At 55.9% G+C, this 22,994-nt stretch carries 23 protein-coding genes and 1 tRNA gene; 7 read left to right on the top strand and 17 right to left on the bottom strand.

The features are described from left to right. Positions 1–5: 5 nt before the first annotated feature. Together ACR0K9_RS06880 and rlmB are read right to left on the bottom strand one after the other, a co-directional pair. Positions 6–287 (bottom strand): hypothetical protein, encoded by a 282-nt coding sequence (locus ACR0K9_RS06880; protein ID WP_480822077.1) that lies wholly within the window; start codon positions 285–287, stop codon positions 6–8. A gap of 12 nt (positions 288–299) precedes the next feature. Beyond that, complete coding sequence (rlmB, locus tag ACR0K9_RS06875) at positions 300–1,073, bottom strand: 23S rRNA (guanosine(2251)-2'-O)-methyltransferase RlmB (RefSeq protein WP_480821799.1); 774 nt, start codon at positions 1,071–1,073, stop codon at positions 300–302. Positions 1,074–1,189: 116 nt separating this feature from the next. On the opposite strand from rlmB, the gene ACR0K9_RS06870 reads away from it, so the two are divergent. Beyond that, positions 1,190–1,273, top strand: a tRNA-Tyr gene (locus ACR0K9_RS06870). 191 nt (positions 1,274–1,464) lie between these two features. Here ACR0K9_RS06870 and ACR0K9_RS06865 read toward each other — a convergent pair. From ACR0K9_RS06865 to ACR0K9_RS06825, 9 genes are all read right to left on the bottom strand, one after another. Next, positions 1,465–3,144: a recombinase family protein gene (locus tag ACR0K9_RS06865; protein WP_480821797.1), complete on the bottom strand. Its 1,680-nt coding sequence runs from the start codon at positions 3,142–3,144 to the stop codon at positions 1,465–1,467. Continuing rightward, the gene (locus tag ACR0K9_RS06860) at positions 3,141–3,593 is read right to left on the bottom strand and encodes a DUF2924 domain-containing protein (RefSeq protein ID WP_255700209.1); all 453 of its coding nucleotides are present in this window, start codon (positions 3,591–3,593) and stop codon (positions 3,141–3,143) included. Before ACR0K9_RS06860 ends, ACR0K9_RS06865 begins: the two co-directional genes overlap by 4 nt. After that, complete coding sequence (locus ACR0K9_RS06855) at positions 3,590–3,862, bottom strand: DUF3489 domain-containing protein (RefSeq protein ID WP_480821795.1); 273 nt, start codon at positions 3,860–3,862, stop codon at positions 3,590–3,592. Before ACR0K9_RS06855 ends, ACR0K9_RS06860 begins: the two co-directional genes overlap by 4 nt. Positions 3,863–4,012: 150 nt before the next feature. Next, entirely contained in the window at positions 4,013–4,687 is a 675-nt protein-coding gene (locus ACR0K9_RS06850; protein WP_480821793.1) for a tyrosine-type recombinase/integrase, read from the bottom strand. Positions 4,688–5,038: 351 nt separating this feature from the next. Beyond that, positions 5,039–5,326 (bottom strand): hypothetical protein, encoded by a 288-nt coding sequence (locus ACR0K9_RS06845; RefSeq protein ID WP_480821791.1) that lies wholly within the window; start codon positions 5,324–5,326, stop codon positions 5,039–5,041. Positions 5,327–5,815: 489 nt separating this feature from the next. Beyond that, the gene (locus ACR0K9_RS06840; protein ID WP_480821789.1) at positions 5,816–6,754 is read right to left on the bottom strand and encodes a helix-turn-helix domain-containing protein; all 939 of its coding nucleotides are present in this window, start codon (positions 6,752–6,754) and stop codon (positions 5,816–5,818) included. An 851-nt stretch (positions 6,755–7,605) separates the two neighbouring features. Continuing rightward, a complete protein-coding gene (locus ACR0K9_RS06835; protein WP_480821787.1) occupies positions 7,606–8,421 on the bottom strand; it encodes a 3-methyl-2-oxobutanoate hydroxymethyltransferase in 816 nt (271 codons plus the stop codon). A 4-nt stretch (positions 8,422–8,425) separates the two neighbouring features. Continuing rightward, a complete protein-coding gene (locus ACR0K9_RS06830) occupies positions 8,426–8,740 on the bottom strand; it encodes a MocE family 2Fe-2S type ferredoxin (RefSeq protein WP_170680686.1) in 315 nt (104 codons plus the stop codon). 27 nt (positions 8,741–8,767) lie between these two features. Beyond that, positions 8,768–9,853, bottom strand: a complete 1,086-nt coding sequence (locus tag ACR0K9_RS06825; RefSeq protein ID WP_480821785.1) for a fatty acid desaturase — start codon at positions 9,851–9,853, stop codon at positions 8,768–8,770. 111 nt (positions 9,854–9,964) lie between these two features. Here ACR0K9_RS06825 and ACR0K9_RS06820 point away from each other — a divergent pair, with 111 nt between their 5' ends. After that, positions 9,965–11,008 (top strand): LacI family DNA-binding transcriptional regulator, encoded by a 1,044-nt coding sequence (locus tag ACR0K9_RS06820; RefSeq protein ID WP_480567134.1) that lies wholly within the window; start codon positions 9,965–9,967, stop codon positions 11,006–11,008. Positions 11,009–11,011: 3 nt separating this feature from the next. Here the strand turns inward: ACR0K9_RS06820 and ACR0K9_RS06815 are convergent, their stop codons facing one another. Next, a complete protein-coding gene (locus ACR0K9_RS06815; RefSeq protein WP_480821783.1) occupies positions 11,012–12,049 on the bottom strand; it encodes a LacI family DNA-binding transcriptional regulator in 1,038 nt (345 codons plus the stop codon). A 168-nt stretch (positions 12,050–12,217) separates the two neighbouring features. Between ACR0K9_RS06815 and ACR0K9_RS06810 the strand changes: the two genes are divergently transcribed. The 5 genes from ACR0K9_RS06810 to ACR0K9_RS06790 all read left to right on the top strand — a co-directional run bounded on the left by ACR0K9_RS06810 (position 12,218) and on the right by ACR0K9_RS06790 (position 16,982). Then, complete coding sequence (locus ACR0K9_RS06810) at positions 12,218–13,213, top strand: TRAP transporter substrate-binding protein (RefSeq protein ID WP_480628395.1); 996 nt, start codon at positions 12,218–12,220, stop codon at positions 13,211–13,213. Positions 13,214–13,278: 65 nt separating this feature from the next. Next, a complete protein-coding gene (locus ACR0K9_RS06805) occupies positions 13,279–13,782 on the top strand; it encodes a TRAP transporter small permease (protein ID WP_480536363.1) in 504 nt (167 codons plus the stop codon). Position 13,783: 1 nt separating this feature from the next. After that, positions 13,784–15,064, top strand: coding sequence for a TRAP transporter large permease (locus tag ACR0K9_RS06800; protein ID WP_480536364.1), 1,281 nt, complete (start codon positions 13,784–13,786; stop codon positions 15,062–15,064). A gap of 149 nt (positions 15,065–15,213) precedes the next feature. After that, complete coding sequence (locus ACR0K9_RS06795; RefSeq protein ID WP_480536365.1) at positions 15,214–16,104, top strand: NAD(P)-dependent oxidoreductase; 891 nt, start codon at positions 15,214–15,216, stop codon at positions 16,102–16,104. Between the two features lie 14 nt (positions 16,105–16,118). Beyond that, complete coding sequence (locus ACR0K9_RS06790) at positions 16,119–16,982, top strand: sugar phosphate isomerase/epimerase family protein (RefSeq protein WP_480536366.1); 864 nt, start codon at positions 16,119–16,121, stop codon at positions 16,980–16,982. A gap of 449 nt (positions 16,983–17,431) precedes the next feature. Here the strand turns inward: ACR0K9_RS06790 and ACR0K9_RS06785 are convergent, their stop codons facing one another. From ACR0K9_RS06785 to ACR0K9_RS06765, 5 genes are all read right to left on the bottom strand, one after another. Then, positions 17,432–18,136 carry a DUF5681 domain-containing protein gene (locus ACR0K9_RS06785; protein WP_480821781.1) on the bottom strand — a complete coding sequence of 235 codons (705 nt, stop codon included), beginning with the start codon at positions 18,134–18,136 and terminating at the stop codon, positions 17,432–17,434. Then, on the bottom strand, positions 18,133–19,410 hold the full coding sequence (locus tag ACR0K9_RS06780; RefSeq protein ID WP_480821779.1) for a site-specific DNA-methyltransferase: 1,278 nt from the start codon (positions 19,408–19,410) through the stop codon (positions 18,133–18,135). The genes ACR0K9_RS06785 and ACR0K9_RS06780 overlap by 4 nt, the downstream gene beginning before the upstream one ends. Before the next feature lie 677 nt (positions 19,411–20,087). Beyond that, entirely contained in the window at positions 20,088–21,476 is a 1,389-nt protein-coding gene (locus ACR0K9_RS06775; protein WP_480821777.1) for an ArnT family glycosyltransferase, read from the bottom strand. Between the two features lie 204 nt (positions 21,477–21,680). Beyond that, positions 21,681–22,205: a DUF2478 domain-containing protein gene (locus tag ACR0K9_RS06770; protein WP_480821775.1), complete on the bottom strand. Its 525-nt coding sequence runs from the start codon at positions 22,203–22,205 to the stop codon at positions 21,681–21,683. Between the two features lie 72 nt (positions 22,206–22,277). After that, on the bottom strand, positions 22,278–22,943 hold the full coding sequence (locus ACR0K9_RS06765) for an NnrU family protein (RefSeq protein WP_480821773.1): 666 nt from the start codon (positions 22,941–22,943) through the stop codon (positions 22,278–22,280). Positions 22,944–22,994 lie beyond the last annotated feature (51 nt).

The following is a 22,994-nucleotide window of genomic DNA, read 5'->3' as shown; positions in this document are numbered from 1 at the left end:
GGATGCTAGTCGAATACGTCCTCGATCACATCCCAGGCTTCATCCAGAACCTTCGAAAACAGGCTTTTCCTCTTTTTCTTACGCTTGGTCTGTTTCAGGGGTTTGCGATCAGGTTTGTATGTCGGCGCAGGCCGTTCGGTCAGCCTGGCCTTGGGCACCATTTTGAGGTTGTGCAGCGGCGCGCCGCAGCTGGAACAGCTAAGCTCGTGCTGCTGCTTGCCTTTCAGCACCAGCGCGGCGCGGGTGCCGCAATAGCAGCAGGTCGCGATTTTATGCGGAGTGGGAATGGGGGCCTCCTGTCATCTGTGCTGGGAAGCATATAGGGCGATTGCCGCGGCATTTGAGACGTTGAGCGAGCCAAATCCCCCCGACGCGTCAATCTTGACCAGTTGATCTACCGTTTCCTTGGTCTTTTGCCGCAGGCCTGGTCCCTCGGCCCCCAGCACCAGCGCCACGGGGCGGTCGCGTTTGTCGTGCAGGGCGGTTTCGATGGTCTCGTCCGCCTCGCCATCCAGGCCCAGCACCAGAAAGCCCATGTTCTGCAGTTCGACAATGGTGTCGGCCAGATTGCGCACCCGCAGATAGGGCTGCCGTTCCAGCGCACCGCTGGCGGTTTTCGCCAGCGCGCCGGTTTCAGGGGCCGAGTGATGCCGGGTGCCGATCACGGCGCTCGCACCCAGCACCTCGGCCGAGCGCAGAATCGCCCCGACGTTATGCGGGTCGGTCACCCGATCCAGCAGCAGCACGCGCGGGTTTTCACGGCCAATGCAATTCTCGGCCAATCCACCCCAATCCAGCGGCTTCACCTCAAGCGCGGCGCCCTGATGGACCGAACCCGGATCGATCGGAGCGGTGAATTTGCGCGGATCGACCATTTCAGACGTGATTCCCGCAAACTCAATGGCTTCGACCAGCTTATCGCCCGCATTCCGGGTCACGATCAGGCGCAGTTTCTGTCGTTTCGGGTTCATCAGCGCATCACGCACGGCGTGTAAACCGAACAGCCAGACGGTTTCCGCAGCCGCCACTTTACGTGCCTGTTCCTTCTGAACGACCCACTTTGGTTTCTTCATGTCACGGGCCTCCGGGCCGGGAATTCGGTTTCCTGCGTCAAAGCGGTATTTTCCTGTTGACGCCCTTTAGACGCGCTAGTAATCACGCCTCCACGTCAGGTGCAACGCCTGACAGTGGGCGACAGGCCGCAAGGTGTGGCAGGGGACTGTAACTCCCTCGCGGAGACGCACGCCTGGTTCGATTCCAGGGTCGCCCACCACTTTCTCTCTCTCGAACCTGAGTTTTTTCAAGCGGAATCAATGACGCCGCAATTTCAATGGGTTACAGGCAATCAAGACGCCAGAGACCTCGATTCTGAGCTCCGATCAGAGCACTATTCGGTCGATTTCGAAGAATGTCTCAGCGGGCCAGGTTCGCGTGAGGTCTTGGGACCTATCGGTGGTCTCGGGTCTACAGAAACCCAAGAAGCTCGCGCTGTTTTTCCCAGTCCAGCGGCAACTCAGGAAGGTCGCGAAGTGTCTTCGCTGTTAGATGCGCTGGTTGGCGCCCTACCAGAATGGCCGTCGAAATATCCGGTGCCAGCCAAGCCAGCGGCAAGATGCGACTGACCGCACCAGTTCGCAAACCTTCCCGTTCTGTGATCCGCTTGATGGAACAGACACTCCCGTCCATCAATTCCTTTGCCCACCGCCGCGCATCGGCGACCAAGGCAATGAGATCCGGGTCTGGATTTGCCGAACTGCGTGGAACAATCACGACCGGCTTTGCACGACCATTCTGGCGACGTTTGAATGGGAATTCGAAGTTGGCGGGAATGGATTCAGGGTTGTTATCTGGCCCCAACATTGCTGCTAGGTTCATCGAAATCTCCAGTCTATCCGCCCTTACAGCGACTCGGGTGATCAGGGAATACAGGTTTTGGATTGCATTGGCTTCTTCGCCTAAATGATCAGATTGGCTCAACGCAGTGGCCGCACGAAGGACGTCCGCAACAAGAGCAGTATCCTGGATGTGCATTTCTACGTGATCAGCAATCCAAACATGATCGGAGAGCTTCTCGGTAAGCGCCGACAAAACAATGCGTTCGATCTCCTGCGCAGGCAGGCGCTCAACTGGAACGTCATCATCTGGCCGTGCCTTGGTCGAAACGTAGTACCAGTAGCGTTTTGTCGTCTGCACGCCATCCCGGAACACCGATTTGCTGGCATAGGTGGCCCCCATCTTCCGATCAGAAGAATCAAACAGAAGGCCAATCAAAGCACGATCTGTGTTGTGGCGTTTGCTATTGGTTTCTCGACCCCCATGTTTCGCCAGTTGGGCTTGCACAGAATGCCATGTCGCATCGTCAATGATAGCCGTGTGAAGCCCTTCGTGTATCTCCTTCTTGTGCCTGGTTTTTCCAACGTAAATCGGGTTTCGAAGCATGTAGTAGAGCGCGCCTTGCGAGAAGACCTTACCGCCTTTGCTCTGTCCATGCCGATCAACCCAACGTCTGCTAAGGATGTTCAACTCTCGCAGGCGAGCCGATAGTTTGCGGACGCAACCGGTGGCCAGGTATTCGGCAAAAATGGTTCGCACCAAGGTCGCCTCGGCCTCATTGACCACCAAGGCTTTGTCAACGGCTTCGTATCCAAAGGGCACAGATCCTCCCATCCACATCCCTTTTTGTTTTGAGGCGGCAACTTTGTCCCTGATACGTTCAGCCGTCACTTCGCGCTCGAACTGCGCGAATGACAACAACACGTTCAATGTCAATCGCCCCATGGAAGACGTGGTGTTAAAGGCCTGCGTAACCGAAACGAAAGACACCCCTACTCTATCAAATGTGTCCACCATCCTGGCAAAGTCACTCAGAGACCGCGTCAGCCGATCCACTTTGTACACAACGATGATGTCGATGCGACCGTTGCGAACATGGTTCAAGAGTTGCTGGAGACCTGGGCGGTCCATCGATCCCCCGGAATACCCGCCATCGTCGTAGGCCTCTGAAAGCTGGCTCCAGCCTTCGTGCTTCTGGCTGAGTATGTAGGCCGCGCAGGCTTCGCGTTGGGCATCCAGCGAATTGAAGTCCTGTTCCAGCCCCTCCTCGGTCGACTTGCGTGTGTAAATGGCACAGCGCTTGCGGATCATGACTGTCCGCCCTCCCGCAGACCAAAAAACTTCGGGCCGTTCCGGTTGGTGCCGGTCATCGCGCGCGCTACCGCAGACAGGGACGAATAGCCTTGTCCATTCCACATCACGCCCTGCCCGGTGATGAAGACCTCGTGCGTGGCTCCGCCCCATTTCTTCAGAATACGTGTGCCATCGACGGTGTCAGATACAAACGTAATACCCACCCGACTTTCGCCACTTCGTTTTATCCGGTTACTGATGACCCTAAGCCACCCACGTCGCGCCCTAGTGGATTCACCCCCAGACCGCTTGACTTGCACCTCCCAGGCCAGCGCCACCCGCATCAGGCGCGCTGTGAACGTCTTCGGGGGGTGAACCCCTTTGAGCTGTCTCCAGAGCCCTCGAAGCTCTGCTGCATCCATCTGCTCAATTTGTAGGACCTCCAGTTGATCCCCCGGCCCATTCATTGGTCTGCCTTTTTCGAGACAATGCGGTAACGCGAGGCTTTTCCGGAACGGTCAAGATCAATCGTCACGCCCGACTTCCTCAGCCGTGATATCGCTGCCCGAATTGTGTGCGGTTGCCAATCCAGTTGTCTCTTAAGCTGGGCCACCGTCGCCCCGGAACGGCGCGATAGCAGTTTGCATAGTTCGCCTGACTTGGTCCTGCCCGCGAGTTTGGATGGCCCGGGCTTGGTATGGTCGGTCTTGAGGGGCAGGGATTGTTGTTCAGTCATTTTCATCTCCTCTTGGTCGCAGGGCTTTCTCGCGCCCTGTACTGACCAAAGCCCGGCGTTCCGGGTGGGAGGCTCAATTCGTTCACCGTCGTCAGTGACGCTCGTCTTGGCTCGTAAGTCCAGTGGAAGATTGACACTCTTGCGGACGTTTCAAGTTAAAAAGGCGGGCGGCTGTAGCCGCCCGCTAAACCCTAATATGTCGATCTTTTCAGCGATGCTCAGCGCGTCTTCCAGCTCGACGCCCAAGTATCGAACTGTGCTGTCCACCTTGGTGTGGCCGAGCAATAGCTGTACCGCACGCAGATTGCCGGTTTTCCGGTAGATCAGCGCAGCCTTGGTGCGCCGTAGCGAGTGCGTGCCATATCCGCTCGGATCAAGACCAATCGCGGCCACCCAATCACGGACCAACCGGGCATATTGCCGGGTCGATACGTGCGGCCTGTCGTGGAAGCGGCTGGGAAACAAGAACGGGCATCCGAGCATCTCCGGGTGACATACCCAATTCCAGATGGAATCGCGGGTGTTCTCGCAAACTTCGAACTGAACGGGTTGCCGGGTCTTGCTCTGGATCACTGTCACACGTTCGCGAACCCGGTTACCAACAACAAGATCGGTGACTTTCAACCGAACCAGGTCACAACCACGCAACTTGCTGTCAATCGCCAGATTAAACAGTGCCAGATCCCTGGGATTTCCCGCAAGTTCCAACCGGGCTCGGATGGCCCAGACCTGCTTGGCAAGAAGCGGGCGTTTCTGACCGATCAGGCGCCCCTTATTCCACGGCTTGCGTTTCGGTTTGATGGCGGGAAGTTGAATTTTGGACATTGATCGTCCTCCATCCGCCCCTCCCACTCCAAACATCGACACCGCGTCAACTGAACGACTTTACCAATTGATCGAACGGCCGGTTCCAAGAGCACGCCTGACCTTCGCGACACACGCTGCGACCGTCTGCTTGGAGCCCAGAGCGGAAGCGGTTCTGCGCTGAAGCTCGCAAGTGCAGCAACCGAAAAGCCAAAGTTTTTGGCCGCGCCGCAGAGTAAAAGCAGACATTCAGCCTAACCGCAGCGAAAATGACTGTGCGGATGTCTGAGTTGCGGGACAAAGTTGCCATTCGTTTGGTTTACGTCTCAATGCAACATATCCGCTGAAGAACAGACCAAACTGATAACCGCATCAGAGTTTTCTTTCGATATCGCGCCTCATTGTGAATATTCGCCGCCAAAGTCGTTCGTATTCAGGCGTCGAACGAATACGGTATATCTCGCTGGCGGTGGTAAGATCGCCCGCCTCGAGTTGATTTGCCAATTCTAGGCCGGTTTCGATCGCTGCTTCAAACATACTGATGATCTCGGACAATTCGGATGCCACATCGTCGTCCACATCACCCTTGCGAATGCGCGCCTTTATCCGGTTGAGATTGATTGGAATTACTTGCTCGGAAATGCCTGTAAAACTGTCCATCTCAGAACCATCTTCATTGGCCGGACGCGCCCAACCGCCAAGATGCGCAACAAGCGCTTTTGTCTGAAGGTGATAAAGGTGGCGGGAATCGTGCTCAATTGCGATGATGGTTTAATAGTCGGAGACAAGCAGTTCGATTTTATTTTCGTTTGCGATTTCCTGAGCCGAAATGCTTATCGGTGAAGTCATCCAAAAAGCTGTGGCAAGCGTCAGTACGGTACTTCTCATCACACCCCTCCATTTCAGAGCAAGGGGAGTTTAACACGCACTCTGCCGTGTGTCGGCATTGGGCTCTCACCGGCCCAATGCTTACGCGGCGATGCCGTTGCGGCAGGCTGACCGAGACCAGTCATCTGTGATTTTCGCCAACCACATGAATTTTCTATGACAAAACAGAGTATCGGACCTTAGACAGCATTGAGCCGACCTTTGTGCGGCTGGCGGCTAATCTTGAAGGTGATCCCAAAGCGGAACTGGAAGTTTTCAGTGTCAACTTGAAGGGAGTGTACTTAGATAGGCATCTCGAAGTTTAGTACTTCGGCGTCCAACAATTGAATTGGCGATACCCGAGCAACTTAAAGTCCAGACTCCGAAACCGGCGTATCGCTGATGAGCTCCAAGAAACTTGAGGCCAAGGTCCTCGCACAATTGAGTTCCAAGACCGTTCACTGAGATTGCTCCAATCTCACGAATAAAGATCTCTCTGTCGAGAAGCTCTTCCAACTCTGAAACAAAACCTGAGAGGAGCAAGCGAGTCGCATTCTCATGTCCACGCGCAACATAAATCGCCGGGCAATATGCAAAGTAGTCCCCTGGCAACAAAGGACGTTTCAGATGATCCGGTGTAAGCTCCGCTTCATCGAACAGTAGTTCAAAGAAACGTTTTTCGGGATCGGACTTTGGAAATATCAAGCCAACGTGCCCAACGATTTTCGACCCAAGCATTACATAGGGTCCAGACAAAAGGCCCGATTTTTGTATGTCACGCCATACCGTATCAGCGGCTGAAAACCCACTGGGTAAGCCTTCTCCATGGTCCACCTCCATGCATGCCACGGCTTCTGTTACCGCCGATGAGGAGCCACCGAATTCGCTAAGCACTTCCTGATTGTTTAACAAACGATAGGCAGACCCTGAATGCTGTGGTCGCCCGGCCTCCCAATCCGCTCGGCAAGCAACCACATCCTCTAAGCTCCAACCGAGCTTTTCTTGCAGTTGGTACTCAAGGTCACCACGAATATACGACAGCGAGCGCTCATATTTGCTAATGGCGTCAACACTTACGTTGAGTATCATCGCCAGTTCCTCTTGCGTCATACGGCCATGGCGACCGCTGCCAATTCGATGGGAACGTAGTTTCTGAGCAAAAAGAGACGTCCAATTTTTCATTTTGGTATTGGTAACTGCTGGGTTCAACAGCACCAGCATGCCAAAAGTCTTCGCTTTGCCCAAGCTTCTTACGGGTTTCTTACAGGTTTCTACGGTTGTGGTCCGTGGGTTTCGGCCACGGGCTCGGGCAGCGTGAGCATCGTCGACCTTTGTTATGGAGAAAGACTATGCCCTACTGGACGATACCCTTTGCGTCACTTTTTGAAATGCTATGCTTTGCGGGACCGCGTGGTCGAAAAGGTCATGGACGACGAGCAAATGCGGCAAGAAAATAGAGTTCTGTGGAAGCCTATGATTGGATCGGGGCTCAGCAAAGCTGTTCTACTTGCAATGCCCCTAATAACCGCTTTGTCCGCGTCTTCGAGTTTATGACCCTTGCAGCGAACGTGCGGTTTCGGTTCAGGCCAATTCGACACCCGCGAACGACCGGTCTTACGACATCGAAAGAAGTGCAGCGAAATACTTGCCTCACCTGCGAGCACATGCTGCGTCAGCGAAGGCCAAGAATCCAAATTCGGCTTTGTCCGCAACCCGGACCTTCGCCAATTTTTTAACGAAGGTCCGCTAGCGATAAATGCAACCCTTGATGGTTGATGTTCTGCTTTTATAGCACGAAAGTCAGCTTATGGAATGCATCGGACCTTCATCAGAAAATGTTCTAGGTCCGAGTTGCGGGACAAAGTCCGAATTCGCTGCGGTTGCTCGAACGACAACTGCTGGCGGATCGCGACGGCGACCCCCCGCAGGTCGGGCGGGAAAGGGACTTTCACTGCGATTGCAAACTTCTTTACTAGTCGTCGCCAAAGGTGACCAACGTACATCTATTACCGATGGGTAATAATTCCGGCTTTCAAAATGTGGATCTGGGTTCAGCATTCCTTGACCAAAAATCATTTTAGTCGCTCAAAAAAACTCTCAAACTCCGCGTCTGAGATTGTTGCGCATTCGCTTGGGCCTGGAAATTGCTCCTCTTCAACAGAGTCCCTGAACGCTGAAAGTGCAGCTCGGCGGTGGTGTTTTATCTGTTCATACAGTGAATTGAGATCGCCAAAGGCACGTGCATGGCGCGGGCTTTCGGGTTGCTCTCCGCATATGTCATTTTGAAAAAGATAGATAATGTCTGCACTGGGGCCCGATCCGAGCGAGGATGTAATCAGAGATGTGCGGGCGGAAATCTCAGCCAATACTCGGTCACAGATAACTTCAGCCTCTACCGAAAAGGCTCCGGCATCTTCCATTGTGCGGAACGCATTCCAAAGCGCGAAAGCCTCGTCCGCAGTTTTACCAACGGCACGCAGGCCGCCCCGCCAAGTGGATTTGCGAGGAACCAGGCCAAGATGACACATCACAGGGATATCTTCGCGCGCCAAAAGTTCAACAATGTGCGGCCCTCTTGCCGTGTAGATGCTGTCGGCACCATCTTTCATGGCTGCAAACGCGGCGGTCAGCACGTCACTTTCGGTTGCAAAGTCCGGGAGACCGAGTGCAGCGGTGAAGAACAATTCAGGCGCGCCTTGACGCACGGTGGAGGTGTTGTGGGCATTGCCCATGATCAAGTCAATTCCGGCATCTTTCGCGGCTGCTGCCTCTTCGGTTGTATTCGCCGTTGTCTGAACCAGCTTGCGGATACCCTTCAGCGCACGAAGGTCGGAAGCGGTGTAGTTTCTAAGTGAGAACTTCGCGTCCCAGTCGTAGATCCGTTTCATGGTATCATCCGATATCGATAAAGACATCTCCGCCTTCGACCTTAACGGGGTAGGTTTTCAGATTCACACAGACCGGTGAGCGCTTTGCCTCGCCGGTGCGATAGTCGAATTGGCCGTTGTGCATGGGGCATTCGATCAGATGATCGATGACCAGACCGTCTTCCAGATGCACTTCTTCATGGGTGCACAGGCCGTCGGTGCAGTAAAATTCGTCCTCGGGGCTTCGGTAGATGGCAAAGGTACGATCGCCATTGTCGTAACGGATTAGATCTTCGGTTTCGATGTCATCGCAAGCGCAGGCGCGGGTCCAGTTCGTCATGGGCTTTCCTGTATTCCGGGGATTGGGTCACTCGGCCGCTATGGCTGTTGGCCGAGTGTATTCTGGGCTGGGGTTAGCGTCCTTGGGCAGCAGCGGCTTGCGGTCGACAAAGTAGAACGGATCGCGCCGCTGGATCAGAATGGCCGGGAGCATTTCGCGAAATGCGGTCATTGTTCCCGCGTAAGCTGGTGGGCAATCGACTTTTATTTCTTCGTGCAGGGCCGGGAGATTGTAGAACGGCACCATGGGATACATGTGATGTTCCACATGGTAGTTCATGTTCGAATACACGAAGCGGAAGAACCAGTTCATGTAGACGGTTCGCGAGTTCAATCGGTGATCCGGGACGTCTTCTGCCAAACCGGCATGCTGCAGAGATGCCAGCAAGTGATGCAGCCACGAACCATAAAACGTCGGTCCGCCGATCAGCACAATGGGCAGCCATGATTGCAGCACCATTGCCAAAGCAAATGTCATCGCGAGGATTGCGAGGTGAACACGCGACGCCAAGAACGCCTTAGAACGGTCGGCTTCGATGAGGAAGGTTTTCTGATCTTTAGTCAAACGACCAGCCGACAACCAAAACATCTTCTTCAATTCATTCCAGCCAGATTGCAGATGCAGCATGTTCCATAGGATGTTGAGTGGATGCGGAGGCCGGGGAAACGCAATCTCGGGGTCCTTTCCGACAATCACCGTATCCGTGTGATGGCGTGTATGGCTCCACCGCCAAAGATAGGGGTTTTTCAGCGACATGAATGAGGCCAGCTGATAGGCTGCGGTGTTCAGCCAAGGCGTTTTGAACACAGTCCCATGGCAGCACTCGTGCCAACGGCTGTCGGCACAGGATCCATAAAAAACCCCGTAGAGGATGACAGACGGCACTGCCCACCATGTACCCCAGGTCAGAACGACCAGAGCACCGGTTGCCAACACCAATCCCAGCCAGATCCCATAGTCGATCAAGGCTGGAGCATCGCGGCGCTTCATCAGTTCCTTCATCCGTTTCCGAGGGACTGGAGTAGAATACCACTGTTTAGGTGCAAAGCTTGGACCGCTGTCCCGGCCCGTCAGCGAATAATCCCGCCAAGGAAGGGTATTGTCCTTCAGCACATCAGGTTCCTTTTCTACATAGCTGTTGCCGAGCAGAACCGAAGGGCGTCTGAATCGTCAAACCTGTCGTGATATTTTCTATCATTTCTCTCATAATATTCTGCAAAATAGATGATACGTTTTATCATGGAGCGTGCTATGGCCCGTGTCACACTCAAAGACGTCGCAGAAAAGGCGGGGGTAGGCGTCGCAACGGTAGACCGCGTTCTGAATGCGCGTGCGCCGGTTTCTGCGGCGACATCTGCGCGGGTTCTTTCAGCGGCAGAAGCGTTGGGGTATCGCTCGGCAGGATTGTTGCGGCGCCGGGTTGAGGAGATGGCTCCAGCTAAACGGTTGGGGTTCATTCTTCAAAAAGAAAGCAAGTGGTTTTATCGCGAATTGGCAATCGAGTTGCAGCAAAAAGCAGAGCAATTGCGCAGTATCCGCGCAAATGTTGTGATCCGGTATGTAGAAAGCCTGTCGCCGTCCGAGCTTGCAACTGCGATTGACGAAATGCGCGGCAAGGTAGACGCCATAGGCTTGGTTGCGATTGATCATCCGGAGATCAATCGTGCGATCGCCAGCGCCGATGTCCCTGTCATTGCATTGCTCTCGCCCCTGTCATCGCCTCACGTTACTGCCTATGTCGGGATCGACAGTCGAAAAGCAGGGCGGACAGCAGGTTGGGCGATGGCGCGTCTTGATCGAACCGAAGGCGCGGTTGGCATCCTTATCGGGTCGCACAGGTATCTGGGGCACGAAGCGCTTGAGAGTGGGTTCAGAAGCTACATGCGCGAATTTGCACCGCAGAAACCTCTTCGAGACTCTGTGGTGTATCTGGATGACGCCGCAGTCGCATATGAAGCGACAGCAGAATTGCTGCGGGCCAACAAAGACCTCTCCGGTATTTATCATTGTGGAGGCGGGGTGACCGGAGCATTGAAAGCGCTGCGCGAGGCAGGGCAATCGCGGGAGATTGTCTACATCTGCCATGAACGGACACCGGTTACCGAAGCCGCGCTTGCCGATGGCAGCATCGATTTGGTGATTAACAACCCGCTGGATCAGGTTGCAGATCGCGTGACTCAGATGATGTCTCGGTGTCTGACCGGAAAACCAATTCAGGAACAGGTTGGAGTTATTCCGTTTGATCTCTGCACATCTGAAAACCTGTGAGCATCAGCCGAAGGTGGCGCCGTTGATGTTTTCACGGGTAATGACTTCAACTGGAACGACCTCAGCCTGATGGGGCCGGTTTTCCAGTGTCGCGATCAGGGTCTGAACGGCTTGTTCAGCGATCCGTTGCATATTCTGATGAATGACAAGATCCATTGATCCGTCCAGCAGGTAGTTTCTCGTCTTCGGCGTAAGGTTGTGGCCGATCAGCATGATTTCTCCCGTCAAATCGCGATCAGCCAGAGCCGCAACAATGCCTTCGTTGCCGCCGCCAACGTTATAAATGCCCAGCAGCCCAGGATGTTCGTCCAGCATCTGGCCCACCACCACGCGATTTTCCTGCACATCATCGTGGCCGATATAAGTGCCCACAACGCGGAGGTGACTGAAATCCCTTCGCAAGGCCGACCGAAACCCCATCTCGCGATCCGAATGGTTGCGATACAGTTGCTCGCCGGAAATCACACCGACAGTTCCGGATTGCCGAAGCATCCGACCCATAAAATAGGCCGCTGTTCGTCCTGCGGCCATGTTGTCCGTCCCGACAAATTGGCCCAGAACTGGGCTGATCAGATCGGAGACGACAGGTATGCAGGGAATATTCAAACCGTGCAGCGCTTCGACAGCGTCGCGCACCCGCGGATCATCCAAAGCCTGAAAACCCACTGCATCAATTCCCTGCCCGGCGCAGGCTCTCAGTTTTCGCGCCAACACAGATGGTTCCAGTTTCGTGGAAAACACACACTCGACAGTGGCGCGGCCATTGGTAAAAACATTCTGGAAACAGTCGCCCAGAAATTCTGTCGATGGCCCGGCTTCCTCTGGCAGAAATATCTTCAGCCGCCAGGGTCGCGCAGGCTGGTCCAATTGAGCGCCGGATTCGATCGCGTTCTTGGCTTGCAAAACCCGCTGGCGGGTCTCAGGCTTTACGTTTGATCTGTTGTTCAAAACCCGGTCAACCGTAGCAGTGCCGACCCCCGCAATCCTCGCAATCTCGGAGACGCGTGCCTTCTTTGGGATTATTACAGCTTCATCACTCATAGGCCCCTGCTAACATCATTTCCGATCAAAATCATCCTCAAATTAACTTCACATAACATCAAAAAACATCATTACCGTCATCTGATGCAGTTTTTCTTGCCACCGAATTGTGAGGGGGCTTATCCCAACGTCATGCAACGGGATCGAGTCCCGTTCAGGGAGGATAACATGACCTACACAGCTAAATTACTGGCCGGGGTTGCCGGCCTAATAATGACGGCCAGTACAACACTGGCGGCGGACTTCACCTTTAAATATGGCAATGAGCAGCCGGAAACATCAATCCGTTCGCAGTCCATGGACTGGTTCAAGACCGAACTTGAAAAACGTACGGACGGTCGCATCGAAGTCGAGAATTTCTTTGGTGCCGCGCTTGGTAACGAGCGTGAAATGATGGATCAGGTGACGGCCGGTCTGCTGCAAGGCACGCGTGGCGGTTTCTTTGCCGACGCGTCCGGGGCATTCAACCTGTACCAGTTGCCGTTCCTCGTCGCGAATTGGGATGAGATGGAATGTCTGGTCGGTTCGGACTTCACCAAGGGAGTGCAGGCTCGTGCAGAGGAAAACGGGTACCACATCCCTGCCACCGGTATCAGCCAAGGGTTCCGGGCATATACCAACAACGTTCAGCCAATAACCTCGGTTGGCGATCTGCAAGGTCTGCGCATTCGCGAACCGCAATCTGATCTGATGATCGCCACGGGCACGGCCATCGGGTCTGTTCCGGTCGCCATGCCGTTTTCAGAGGCATATCAGGCATTCAAACAGGGCGTGATCGACGGTCAGCACAACCCGCCGCAAAATATCTGGGACTTTAACATTCATGAAGTCCAGAAGTATCTGACACTGTCGAACCACATGACCGGCCCCGATCCTTTGATCGTCAACAAGGCATGGTATGACGGTTTGCCCGAAGATCTTCAGGCCACCTTTGACGAGGTTGCGGTCGAAGCGATGGCGATGTCGGACAAGCTGTATCGCGATGCTGAAACGAACATCGTCGGCGAACTCGGCAAGCACATGGAGATCAACGAACTGACGCCCGAAGCCCTGGCGGGTTTCCAGGAAGCCGTTGCGCCGGTCTATCAACAAATGATCGACGCAGGTCATTTCACGATGGATGATATCGACGCAGCCCGTGCGGCAGCGGCGTCCTGCGGCTGATCTGAAACGGCAATTCCGGGCGCTCTTACCCTGCGCCCGGATTCCCTTCTTAACGGAACCGGTTTATGGATACGCTCTCTGCAATTGACCGTGTACTGACGCGCGTTATCGAAGCGTTGATGGTCGTGCTGTTTGGGGTGTTTCTGGTGATTGTCGTCACCAAAGTCCTGATGCGCCCCTTTGACATGGCGATCTACGGCGTCGACGAACAGGTCAAGATCGCGTTTCTTTGCACCTCGGCCTTGGGCGGTGCCGTCGCGATTACGAAGCGCGAGCATATCGCAATCACATTCTTCATCGACATGATGCCCTACTACGTCAAAATGGCCTTATACGTGGCAGGGCTTGTCCTTGTCGGAGTGATGAACGCGGCATTGGTCTGGCTGTCCATCGATTGGATCGCAGGGCCAGGCAAAAACATGTGGCAACCCTTCGGGATGCCTCAGGCTTATGTGTTCATCATTGTTCCGATCTCCTGTTCGATTGCCGTGTTTTATTGCTTTGTTCGTGTGGTTCTGACTCTGGGCGGTCGGGATTCCATCGATGTTCTCTGGATGCCGGAGGACTGACATGTTGATCCTGTTTGCCACGCTTGGAATATTGTTGGTCTGCGGAGTTCCAATTGCCTATTCTCTGGGGCTGGCGTCACTGGCGTATTTCCTGATCGAGGCTCCTGCGGCGACCGGGTTCGTTGTTCAGCGTTTCTTCTCCGGCATCAATAATTATCCGCTGGTTTCACTGCCCTTCTTCATCCTGATGGGCTTGGTGATGAATTCCGGAGGCATCACGCGGCGGCTGCTGGACTTGTCCATGTTCTTCGTCGGTCGGTTGAAAGGTGGGCTGGGATTGGTCAACGTCGTGGGCTCGATGATCTTTGGCGGCATCTCGGGTTCTTCCGCCTCGGATACTGCTTCAATCGGGTCTGTGCTGATTCCTGAGATGGAGAAACGAGGATACCCCAAGAGTTTCGCAGCGGGGATCACGGTTGCCTCGTCCACTATGGGCATGATCATCCCGCCGTCTGTTCCCATGATTATCTACGCCGTCGCTGCCGAAGAGAGCATCGGTCGCCTGTTTCTGGGCGGGATCATTCCCGGTATCATGGTTGGTTTACTTCAACTGATCGTCGTGTGGTTGCTGGCCAAGAGGAACGATTACCCGACCGAAGACGTACCGTTCACATTGGCCGAAGCCGGGCGGCAGGCCAGACGTTCTGCCGCCGTAGCACTGATGCCGATCTTGATCGTAGGTTCCGTCGTCTTCGGCTTTGTTACCCCGACCGAAACAGCCGGAGCTGCTGTAGTGTATGGCCTGATCATCGGATTGTTCATTGTCGGCTTTGGTGTTCTGAAAGATCTCCCGGGGGCCATGCGCCACGCAATCATCATGTCCGCTAAGATCATGATGATCATCGCATTCAGTCAGGTGTTCATCACTGTTCTGGCGCTGGAACGTGTACCCAATCAACTGGCCGATTTCGTTTCGGGACTCGGACTTGGCCCGGTCGCCTTCATGGTTCTGACAGCCATTTTGATCCTGATGGCGGGTACGTTCATCGACGTTAGCCCCGCCATTCTTTTGCTGACACCGGTTCTATTGCCGGTCGCTGAAAAGCTGGGCGTGTCTGGCGTGCATTTTGGTGTGGTGATGGTTTCGGGTCTGGCGGTTGGTGCGTGCACGCCACCGGTGGGGAATTGCCTGAACGTCTGCGCTGCAATCTGCCGGATGCCGATCGGAAAGATTTTCGTCGGGGCCGCGCCGTTCCTGCTGGCAAATGTGGTGGTGCTGATTTTGATCGCGATCTTCCCGCAACTGGTCATGTGGATACCGGACGCGGTCATGGGGCCGTAACGACACGGAATTGGGCAGCGGGGTGTCTTCCGGACCTGCCCGGCCTTGGTCAGCCAATGCCTGAAATCCCCGCACACATCGACGCCTCGGAAATTGGGGCGCCAAACCTCAACTCCGGCCGGGCCGGACGACACATTAGGAAGACAATTATGCAACGTGCAGGTGTCATTGGATTAGGGGATATGGGCAGCGGGTTGGCGAGGAACCTGATCAAAAACGGGTTCGAAACCACCGGGTTTGATCTGAGTGAAGCGCGCCTGAAGGCGCTGGCTGAAATGGGCGGAACGCCTGCAGCAAGTGTGGTAGATGTAGGGGCCAACGCGGATGCGGTCTATGTCATGGTTATGAACGGCGATCAGGCCAAGGCTGTCATTCTTGGTGAAAACGGTCTGGTCCGTCACATGGCGCAAGGCGGGGCGGTCATTCTGACGGCCACGATCAAACCGCGTGAGGCCCGCGAGATTGGCGAGGCCATGGTCGGTTCGGGCATCCACCTGATCGACAGCCCCGTCTCTGGCGGATTTCCAGGCGCTCAGGGCGGCACTCTTACCATGATGGCCGCGGCCCCCGATGCCATACTGGACGAATTCCAACCAGTGATGGAGGCGGTCTCGGCCACCATTCACCGCGTAGGGGACGGGCCCGGCCAAGGTCAGACCGTAAAAGCATGTCTGCAGACTCTGATCGGTTCAATCTTTTCGGCAACATTTGAGGCGTCGGTTCTTGCCGCCAAGGCGGGCGTGAAGGGCGAAAACCTGTTCAAGGTCTTTTCGACCTCTGGCGCGGGATGCGGATGCACTAACACGGCGTTGGAGAACATCATCGACCGTAAATTCGAAAACACCGGCTCGGGCATCGGCACCATGCACAAGGACCTGACCATCTCACTGGATCTGGCCGAAGAGCTAGGCGTTCCGATGCATACTGCTTCATCTGCCATGCAGATTTTCCATGCTGGCAAAACCAAATTCCCCGATGGCGACAACTGGGCCTGCACCCGTGTGATCGAAGACATTGTCGGCGCTGAGTTGCATCGCTGAGAAAGGACAAGAACATGAAACTTGGCGTTATCTGTGATGGCATCAGTCGGGACCTGAAACACGCGGTCGATGTGATGGATGAGTTTGATCTCGAATATGCGGAACTACAATTCGTCGGCGATACCGAGGTTGGCGATCACTCGGCGGATGAGATCCGGGAAATTGATACGCTGCTGCGTGACCGCGGCAAGCCTGTATCCTGTCTGTCGCGCCACATCTTCGCGGGAATGAGCGGAGCGAACAAACCAGGGGACGACCTGCACAGCAAGCATTTGGATTCTCTGAAGCGCGTGATCGACATGGCGCATGTGGTCGGTAGCCCATTGGTTCGCATTATGACGCCCAAGAAAGAGCAAATCCTTTGGGGGTACGGAGGTGCCGAAAAGTGGAACGTCGCCAAGGGTGCATGGGACGCGATGCTGCCCCTGATTGCACCGGCGATTGACGTTGCCAAGGACGGCGGAGTGACTTTGGTCGTCGAAACGGGCAACGGGACCATGGTGAATTCGAATTACACCGCCCGTAAGCTGATCGATGATCTGGATGCCAAAGACACGTTAAAGGTACTTTGGGACCCGGCCAACAATTGCTGGTGTCACGAACAAGCGTTTCCTGCTGGGTATGACGAAGTAAAAGATGGTTATCTCGGGCACATCCACATCAAGGACGTTCAAGTCGACACGCCCCGCGCGACATTGACGGTCAAACAAATGGGCGAAGGCCAACTGGCCGATCAGTTTCAGCCGATGGCGGATGCTCTGAAAGCCGACGCCTATGATGGGGTGATATCATTCGAAAGTGTCTACCACCCCGGTAACGGAAATTTCGAAGACGGTTTCCGCCGCTGTATTGATCGCTTCAAAGAGCATTTTGGTTGAACCTCCGGCGAGACCGCTACGGCCAATCGATGTTCCTCCCAATACATCGTTCGGCCGAAACACAGACCCGTCGTCAGGCGGGTCTGTTTTGGGTTTCAGGTGAAAACTGAATGATGGTCAAAAGATCTAATTCTGCGGGACGATTGAGGATATTTCGCATCAATTGCCGCAATAAAATTCCCTTTCGGCAATCGTGCCGCAGTACATCAATGGCAGCTTAGGCGGACGGCACCGTAGCGTGGAGATAGTCTGGTCAACGTCCGCAAGGGGTGATCCTTGCGCAGACCCATGGCAGCAATCAGAGCTTCGAAGTCACTCGTGCGCGCGCAGCATTTGTCAAAATGGGCTCAGGGCAGTCATCTGAGTAGATCGGTCAGATGACCGGTATGCGCTGCAACCTGGTCTTTCGCCGACCGGGGTTCGTGGCCCCGGTCGGCGAGATGCGGAGCCTAATCGGGCAGCTTTGCATCGATAGTTTCGAGGATACGACGGACTCGTCGGATTTCCTCGTCGAGCTTGTTGACCTGGCATGTGTCTGTGGCGTTGGCCCGCTGGGCCTGCAGATACTGCAGTTCGTCTTCGAACATGCCACGCCGTTCGACGAGCCAGTCGTACTCGGCCTTCTCCTCTTTCGTGGCCGGACCCACGACCCTGGCGGTTCCCTCGATCATGTCGATCTTCACGTGATCGGGGTGCGGCAGCGGTTCGGGCAGGTCGGTGATGCCGAGCTGTTCTCGACGACGCAGTTCCTTTTCCCACTCGACCTTGTAAGTGATTGCGGTATCCAGCCACTGATCGTGCAGGATCTTCCGCGAGCTTTCGACCGATGCCAGCAATTCCGCAAAGAGCCGCTGCGCCCGATGCTGGACTTTCGCGGCATTCACCGCAATAGAGCGCATGACGGCCTGCGCCATGGGGATCGTCACGCGGCGATGCCCTTCGTTGATCGTGATGTCCCGGAAGGCTTCATCGAGAATGATGTCCTTCATCCTCTCTTCATGCAGGCCCGGGCGCTTGTTCTTCGAGCCCCTGGGCCGGCCCTTCGGATTCCCCGACTGCCCCGGTTTGAACCGGGTGTCTTTGGGAGGCTTTCCATATCCTACGTCGTAGCCGGTACGGCCTACCAAAGTGCGCTTGTTCTTGCCGACGCTCATTCTGCCGCCTCCAACAGTTTGGCGCTAGCCGGCGGTGCCCAGCCGCAGAGAAGCTGTTCCGCCTCGTCCCTGGCATACGCCTCCCAGCGGGCAATGATGCGATCGCAGTAAATGTCGTCCAACTCGCAGAGATAGGCGCACCGGCCGGTTTTTTCCGCGGCGATCAAGGTTGAGCCGGAGCCGCCAAAAACATCCAGCACGATATCCCCCCGCCCGGAGACATCCCGGATAGCATCAGCAATCATCTGCACAGGCTTCACCGTTGGGTGAAGCGACAGCTCCTCCATACGCCCAGCCCGCATGGTATTCAGCCCGCGATACTGCCAGACATTGGTCCGGTAGCGCCCGTGCTGGCCCAGCTCGAAGGTGTTGATATGTGGCGCATCGCCTTTCTTGAAGGCAAAGATCAATTCGTGTCGGGAACGATAGAACGTGCCCATCCCGCCGTTGTCTTTCGCCCAGACGATCAGGTTCTTGAGGCTGTCATAGACCGCCTGCCCCACTGCGAGCATCTCACTCATATGGCGCCAGTCCATACAGATGAAGTGGATCGATCCTTCCACGCTGTGATCCGCCATATTGCACAAGGCCTGTTCCAGGAAGCGCGTAAACTCTGGCACGCTCATCTCACCGGATGCCATGGCAAACTCACGATGCTGTATCTTGCCCGAATTGCCGACATGGCCGTCGATCGGGACATTGTAGGGCGGATCGGTGAAGACCATCGTCGCGGTCTCGCCGTCCATCAGGAAAGTGAGGGTTCCTGCGTCCAGCGCATCACCACAGATCAACCGGTGTCGGCCAAGTTGCCAGATGTCGCCTGGAAGGGCTTCATCGGCCGGATCACCCCCCTCTTCCGGTGCCACGGCATCCAGAAGGTTATCGATCTCTGGAATCGAGAAGCCAGTAAGCCCAACATCGAACTGGAGATCGTCTGACATCAGCGCCCCAAGCTCAGCCGCCAATAGATCGTCATCCCATCCCGCGTTCAGGGCCAACTTGTTGTCAGCAATAACATAGGCGCGTTTCTCCGCCTCGCTCATGTGATCAAGCCGCAGGCAGGGGACTTCCGATTTGCCGAGAAGCCGCGCCGCATCCACACGGCCGTGCCCCGCAAGGATCGTGCGTCGTTCATCAATCAGGATCGGGTTGGTAAACCCGAATGCCTCAATACTGTCCGCAATCTGGCGCACCTGTTTCTTCGAATGGGTTCGGGCATTCCGGGCCCAGGGTTTGAGATCGCTGATCGCGATGTATTTGACTTGGCGTGTCATACGTCAGTCCTTTCCTTCGCAAGAGCTCAGGCAACCGGTCGCTGCGCCCTTGGCGGTTCAAATTTGTGGTGAATTCGGGTCGCCTCACGCATTCGGGGCAACGCTCGTCAAGGCAACTTCGGGGTGCCAAGGCCTCATCGGCGGTGGCTTGTCCCGACAGTGTGTTCGCGCTCGGATCCTGCTGGCCAGGGGCTGTCCTTAACGAAGGGCGCCTTTGGGCAGGTTGTCCCAGCTGAGCGAAACCGCTTTTGTGATAGAATCGCTCAGTGTGAACATAACATGAACGTATGCAACCCGAAAACCCCACAATTTTGGCCGTGACATCAGAGCCGAACGCGCGTGCACGATATCTGGCGCCGCCGGCATTCCTAGCCGCGTTCAGTGGTTCCCAGAAACACCTGAAGGCCTTCCCTGATACGGCTGGGGGCTTCCCTGAATCTGACGGGTCAATTCCCTGTTACTCAAAGAACAGGGAAACCCGCGATAAGCCACTGTAATCACGCGTAAAATCGTCCGTTGAATCCCTGAAATGTGCTGATATTGCCCCTAATCTCGGCGAAAATCCCTGTTAATTCCCTGTAAACGGGAAAATCTTGGCTGAGACCAGTTCGCAGGAGACTGCGACCACCACCAGCTTCTTTCATCATGTATATCTGTGGAACAGGTTTGGGCTTAACCTAGTCCTTAACGGGCGCGAAAGACAGCGACATCACTTCGCCATCGTCAAAGCGATAGGGCTTTGCCAGTGTGACAATGCGCTCTGGATCGATGTCTTTCGGAACTCTTTCTTCAGTCAACCAGACGCGCAGAATGGGCCCTTCGGGTGGCATGCCCCGGTTCATATAGATTGATTGTTCAGGCGCGAAGTAGGCCATGTTCCCGGCCAGCCAATTATGCGCGACGATCGCACTGCCCTGCGGGGTCTGATCCACGATCTGACGCGTCAGATCGGCAAAGGGCGCTGCGCGCTTGGCGTCTCCGACAAGATTATGGTGAAGCATGGCCACTGCAATTAATCCGGCAAGACCAGCGCTTATCTGAACAAATCGACGGGTGCCAATAGCCCCCGTTTGAGGCAACAGCCAAAGCACCAGAGCGGGACCAGCAAAAATCAGGATCGGTTGCAGCCAACGGTCTTTTATATTTGTACTACCGCTGGCCAACACGGCCAGCACCATAAGGACCAGCGCCCAGAACACTATGCGAAACATAAGCCTCGTCAGATCGTCGGCTGAAACGACTGTTCCTTGCTTTCGGCAGGTCAACCAAAGCGCCCCAAGTACAATGAGCAACAGCGATACAAAACCAAGCGCGGCCACCGCAAGCTCTGCCAAACCCTGCAACGCCACAACAAGCGTGAGACCCTCGCTTGACATATTCAGCTTTCGCGCGCTGGCCAAAGCCTCTTCGGGATTGTGCTGAATCCAATGCAGAGGCAGCATCAGCAATACTGTTGCAATGCCCAACGAAGCCAGCATGCGAAGCGAGCAAAGCGGCTTGCGCGTCACCGGATCGCTGAAACCTGCCAGCAGCATAGCCACCAGCGCAATGGCATAGTTGAATTTAGACAGCCCGCCCATCGCGATAACGAGGCCGAACAGAACGAATCCCCAGGTGGTCGGCTTGCGGATCAGCTGCCAAAGTACGGCGAACGTGAGGACAGAACAGAAATTGGCCAATGCCGTATGTGTCAGCGCGCGCTGTGCCTCCCAACTGAACTGATAGAGCATCAATAGCGACAGGATCGCGAGCCCGGACATCAGCGGCGCCTGACGTGTGCGCAGTATCAGGTAGAAGGTGATAACGGTGGCCAGCAGCAACCCGTTCTTCAGGATCGACAATCCAAGAATTCCGGGGCCGGTGACCTGGAAAACCGCCCATTGCAGCCAGGCATACAAAGGCAGTTGAGGGCCGTATCCCCACTCCAGGGTACGGGCATCCAGAAGAATTTCAGCCTCATCCAGACCAAGCGCACCCCCGGTTGCGAGGCGCAGGCCCAAATGCAGCAAAAAATACCCAACGAAGAGCCAGAGCCAGAACCGATGAGTCGACATAAGAGCCGGCATCTGGCTGTCACCAGTCGATGAGGACTCGAGCGGCCCAGTCTGACTCTGTTTCATTTGGCGCCCCGAACCGGCCGGTGCGCCTATTACTGGTCAAGCTACCGGATTGCCATTCTGGCCGAAGCTAGACCTGATGTATTGCAACGAGTCCAGTTTTTTCACGTTTCCGTGTCCGGGCCGCGCGCAAGCGTTGCATCGCGGCAAGGGTCAAGCCGTTCGTTGCGTATCGGTCTGACGAATACTGTCGAGCCAATCGGTCAGGCTGCCGAGGTCAGGGTCCAGCGCATCCGCGATTCCGCCAGCAAATTCCTGAAACCGCTCGATATTGAGCTGGTTGAGGCCGACCAGCACGGGAATGCCACGTTCCAGCGCATCGGCGATGAGCGGGCGGAAGCCGCGCCCGTCGGCCTCGTGCTTGCCGAATTTGTTGATGATCAGCAGTTGCGGAGCATTGTCCAGCGACTGTGTCACCAGACCCACGGCGCGCTCCAACTCGGCCGGGTCCAGCCGGCAGCCGCGCGCGTTCTTGCCCAGCGATTGCGAGATGCGGATGGTCTCTCCGGTGGGCAACACCTTCAGGTCCATGTCGCATTTATAGCCTTCGGCGCATTCGGTGTTGGTTTGCACCACGCCCGACAACGCGGTGCCCGCATCTGTCAAAGCCTCAGCAAACGCGCTGAGCAGGCGGTCGGTCGCGCCGCGGTCGGTGGTTGTGACATAGGCCAGATGCATTTTGGGACCTCAAGACTTCGATTGGTGACAGATCAGATAGCACGGGCGGGGCAGTTCGGCCACTCCAAGGCGCTAGGGCAGCGGGGAAAGCCCGATCACAGGTGTGTGCAGGTGGAGGAGAATCGCGTAACCCGCGATGGCGGCAAGCCAGACCCAGAGACGCGGCCATGGGCGCGGGGGGCGCAGGGAAAGGCGCGCGGTGTTGCGGGACAGACGGTGCCACTCCGGCCCCATAATGCGGGCGGTGCGGCGGTCGATCAGGGTCATGCCCATCGCGGCAAACCCAGCGAACAGGCCGAACAGGATAACGTGTGACAGGCTGCCATTGGCCAGAAGATGCGCCAGCGCCCAAAGCATCAGGGCAACCAGAATCGGATGGCGCGTGGTGCGCAGGATACCGGGGTTTTCCGGGTCGAACGGGCGCTGCCCGAGCCCGCCAAAGGAAAACGGGTTCTGGATCGACAGCCCGGCAACGGCCAGCCAGCAAACGACGGGCATGACCAGCACGGGCAGCCACCGGAAGACGGTGAGCGGCGGGATGACCTCGACATAAGGTGCGTTGGCGGCGGCGATGATCAGCCAGCCCAGAATCGCCAGCGACACCAACGAATAAGCAGTGAAGTACCCGGTGCGGCCCAAAGTGCCGATCAGCCAGCCGCGCACCGCCGGGCGCGCCGGGATCATGTGGCTGAGCAGAAAGGTGGCGAGTGCTGCGAGGAAAAGGCCCCAACCGGTCATGAAAGTCTCCGAACGTGTTGCGCCCGGTTTAGATCGTGACGGCGGGCCGGT

This window comes from Ruegeria sp. L12 (genome assembly GCF_056531745.1).
The sequence above is the reverse complement of the archived record's forward strand: the minus strand, read 5'-3'. Positions and strand labels throughout refer to the sequence as shown.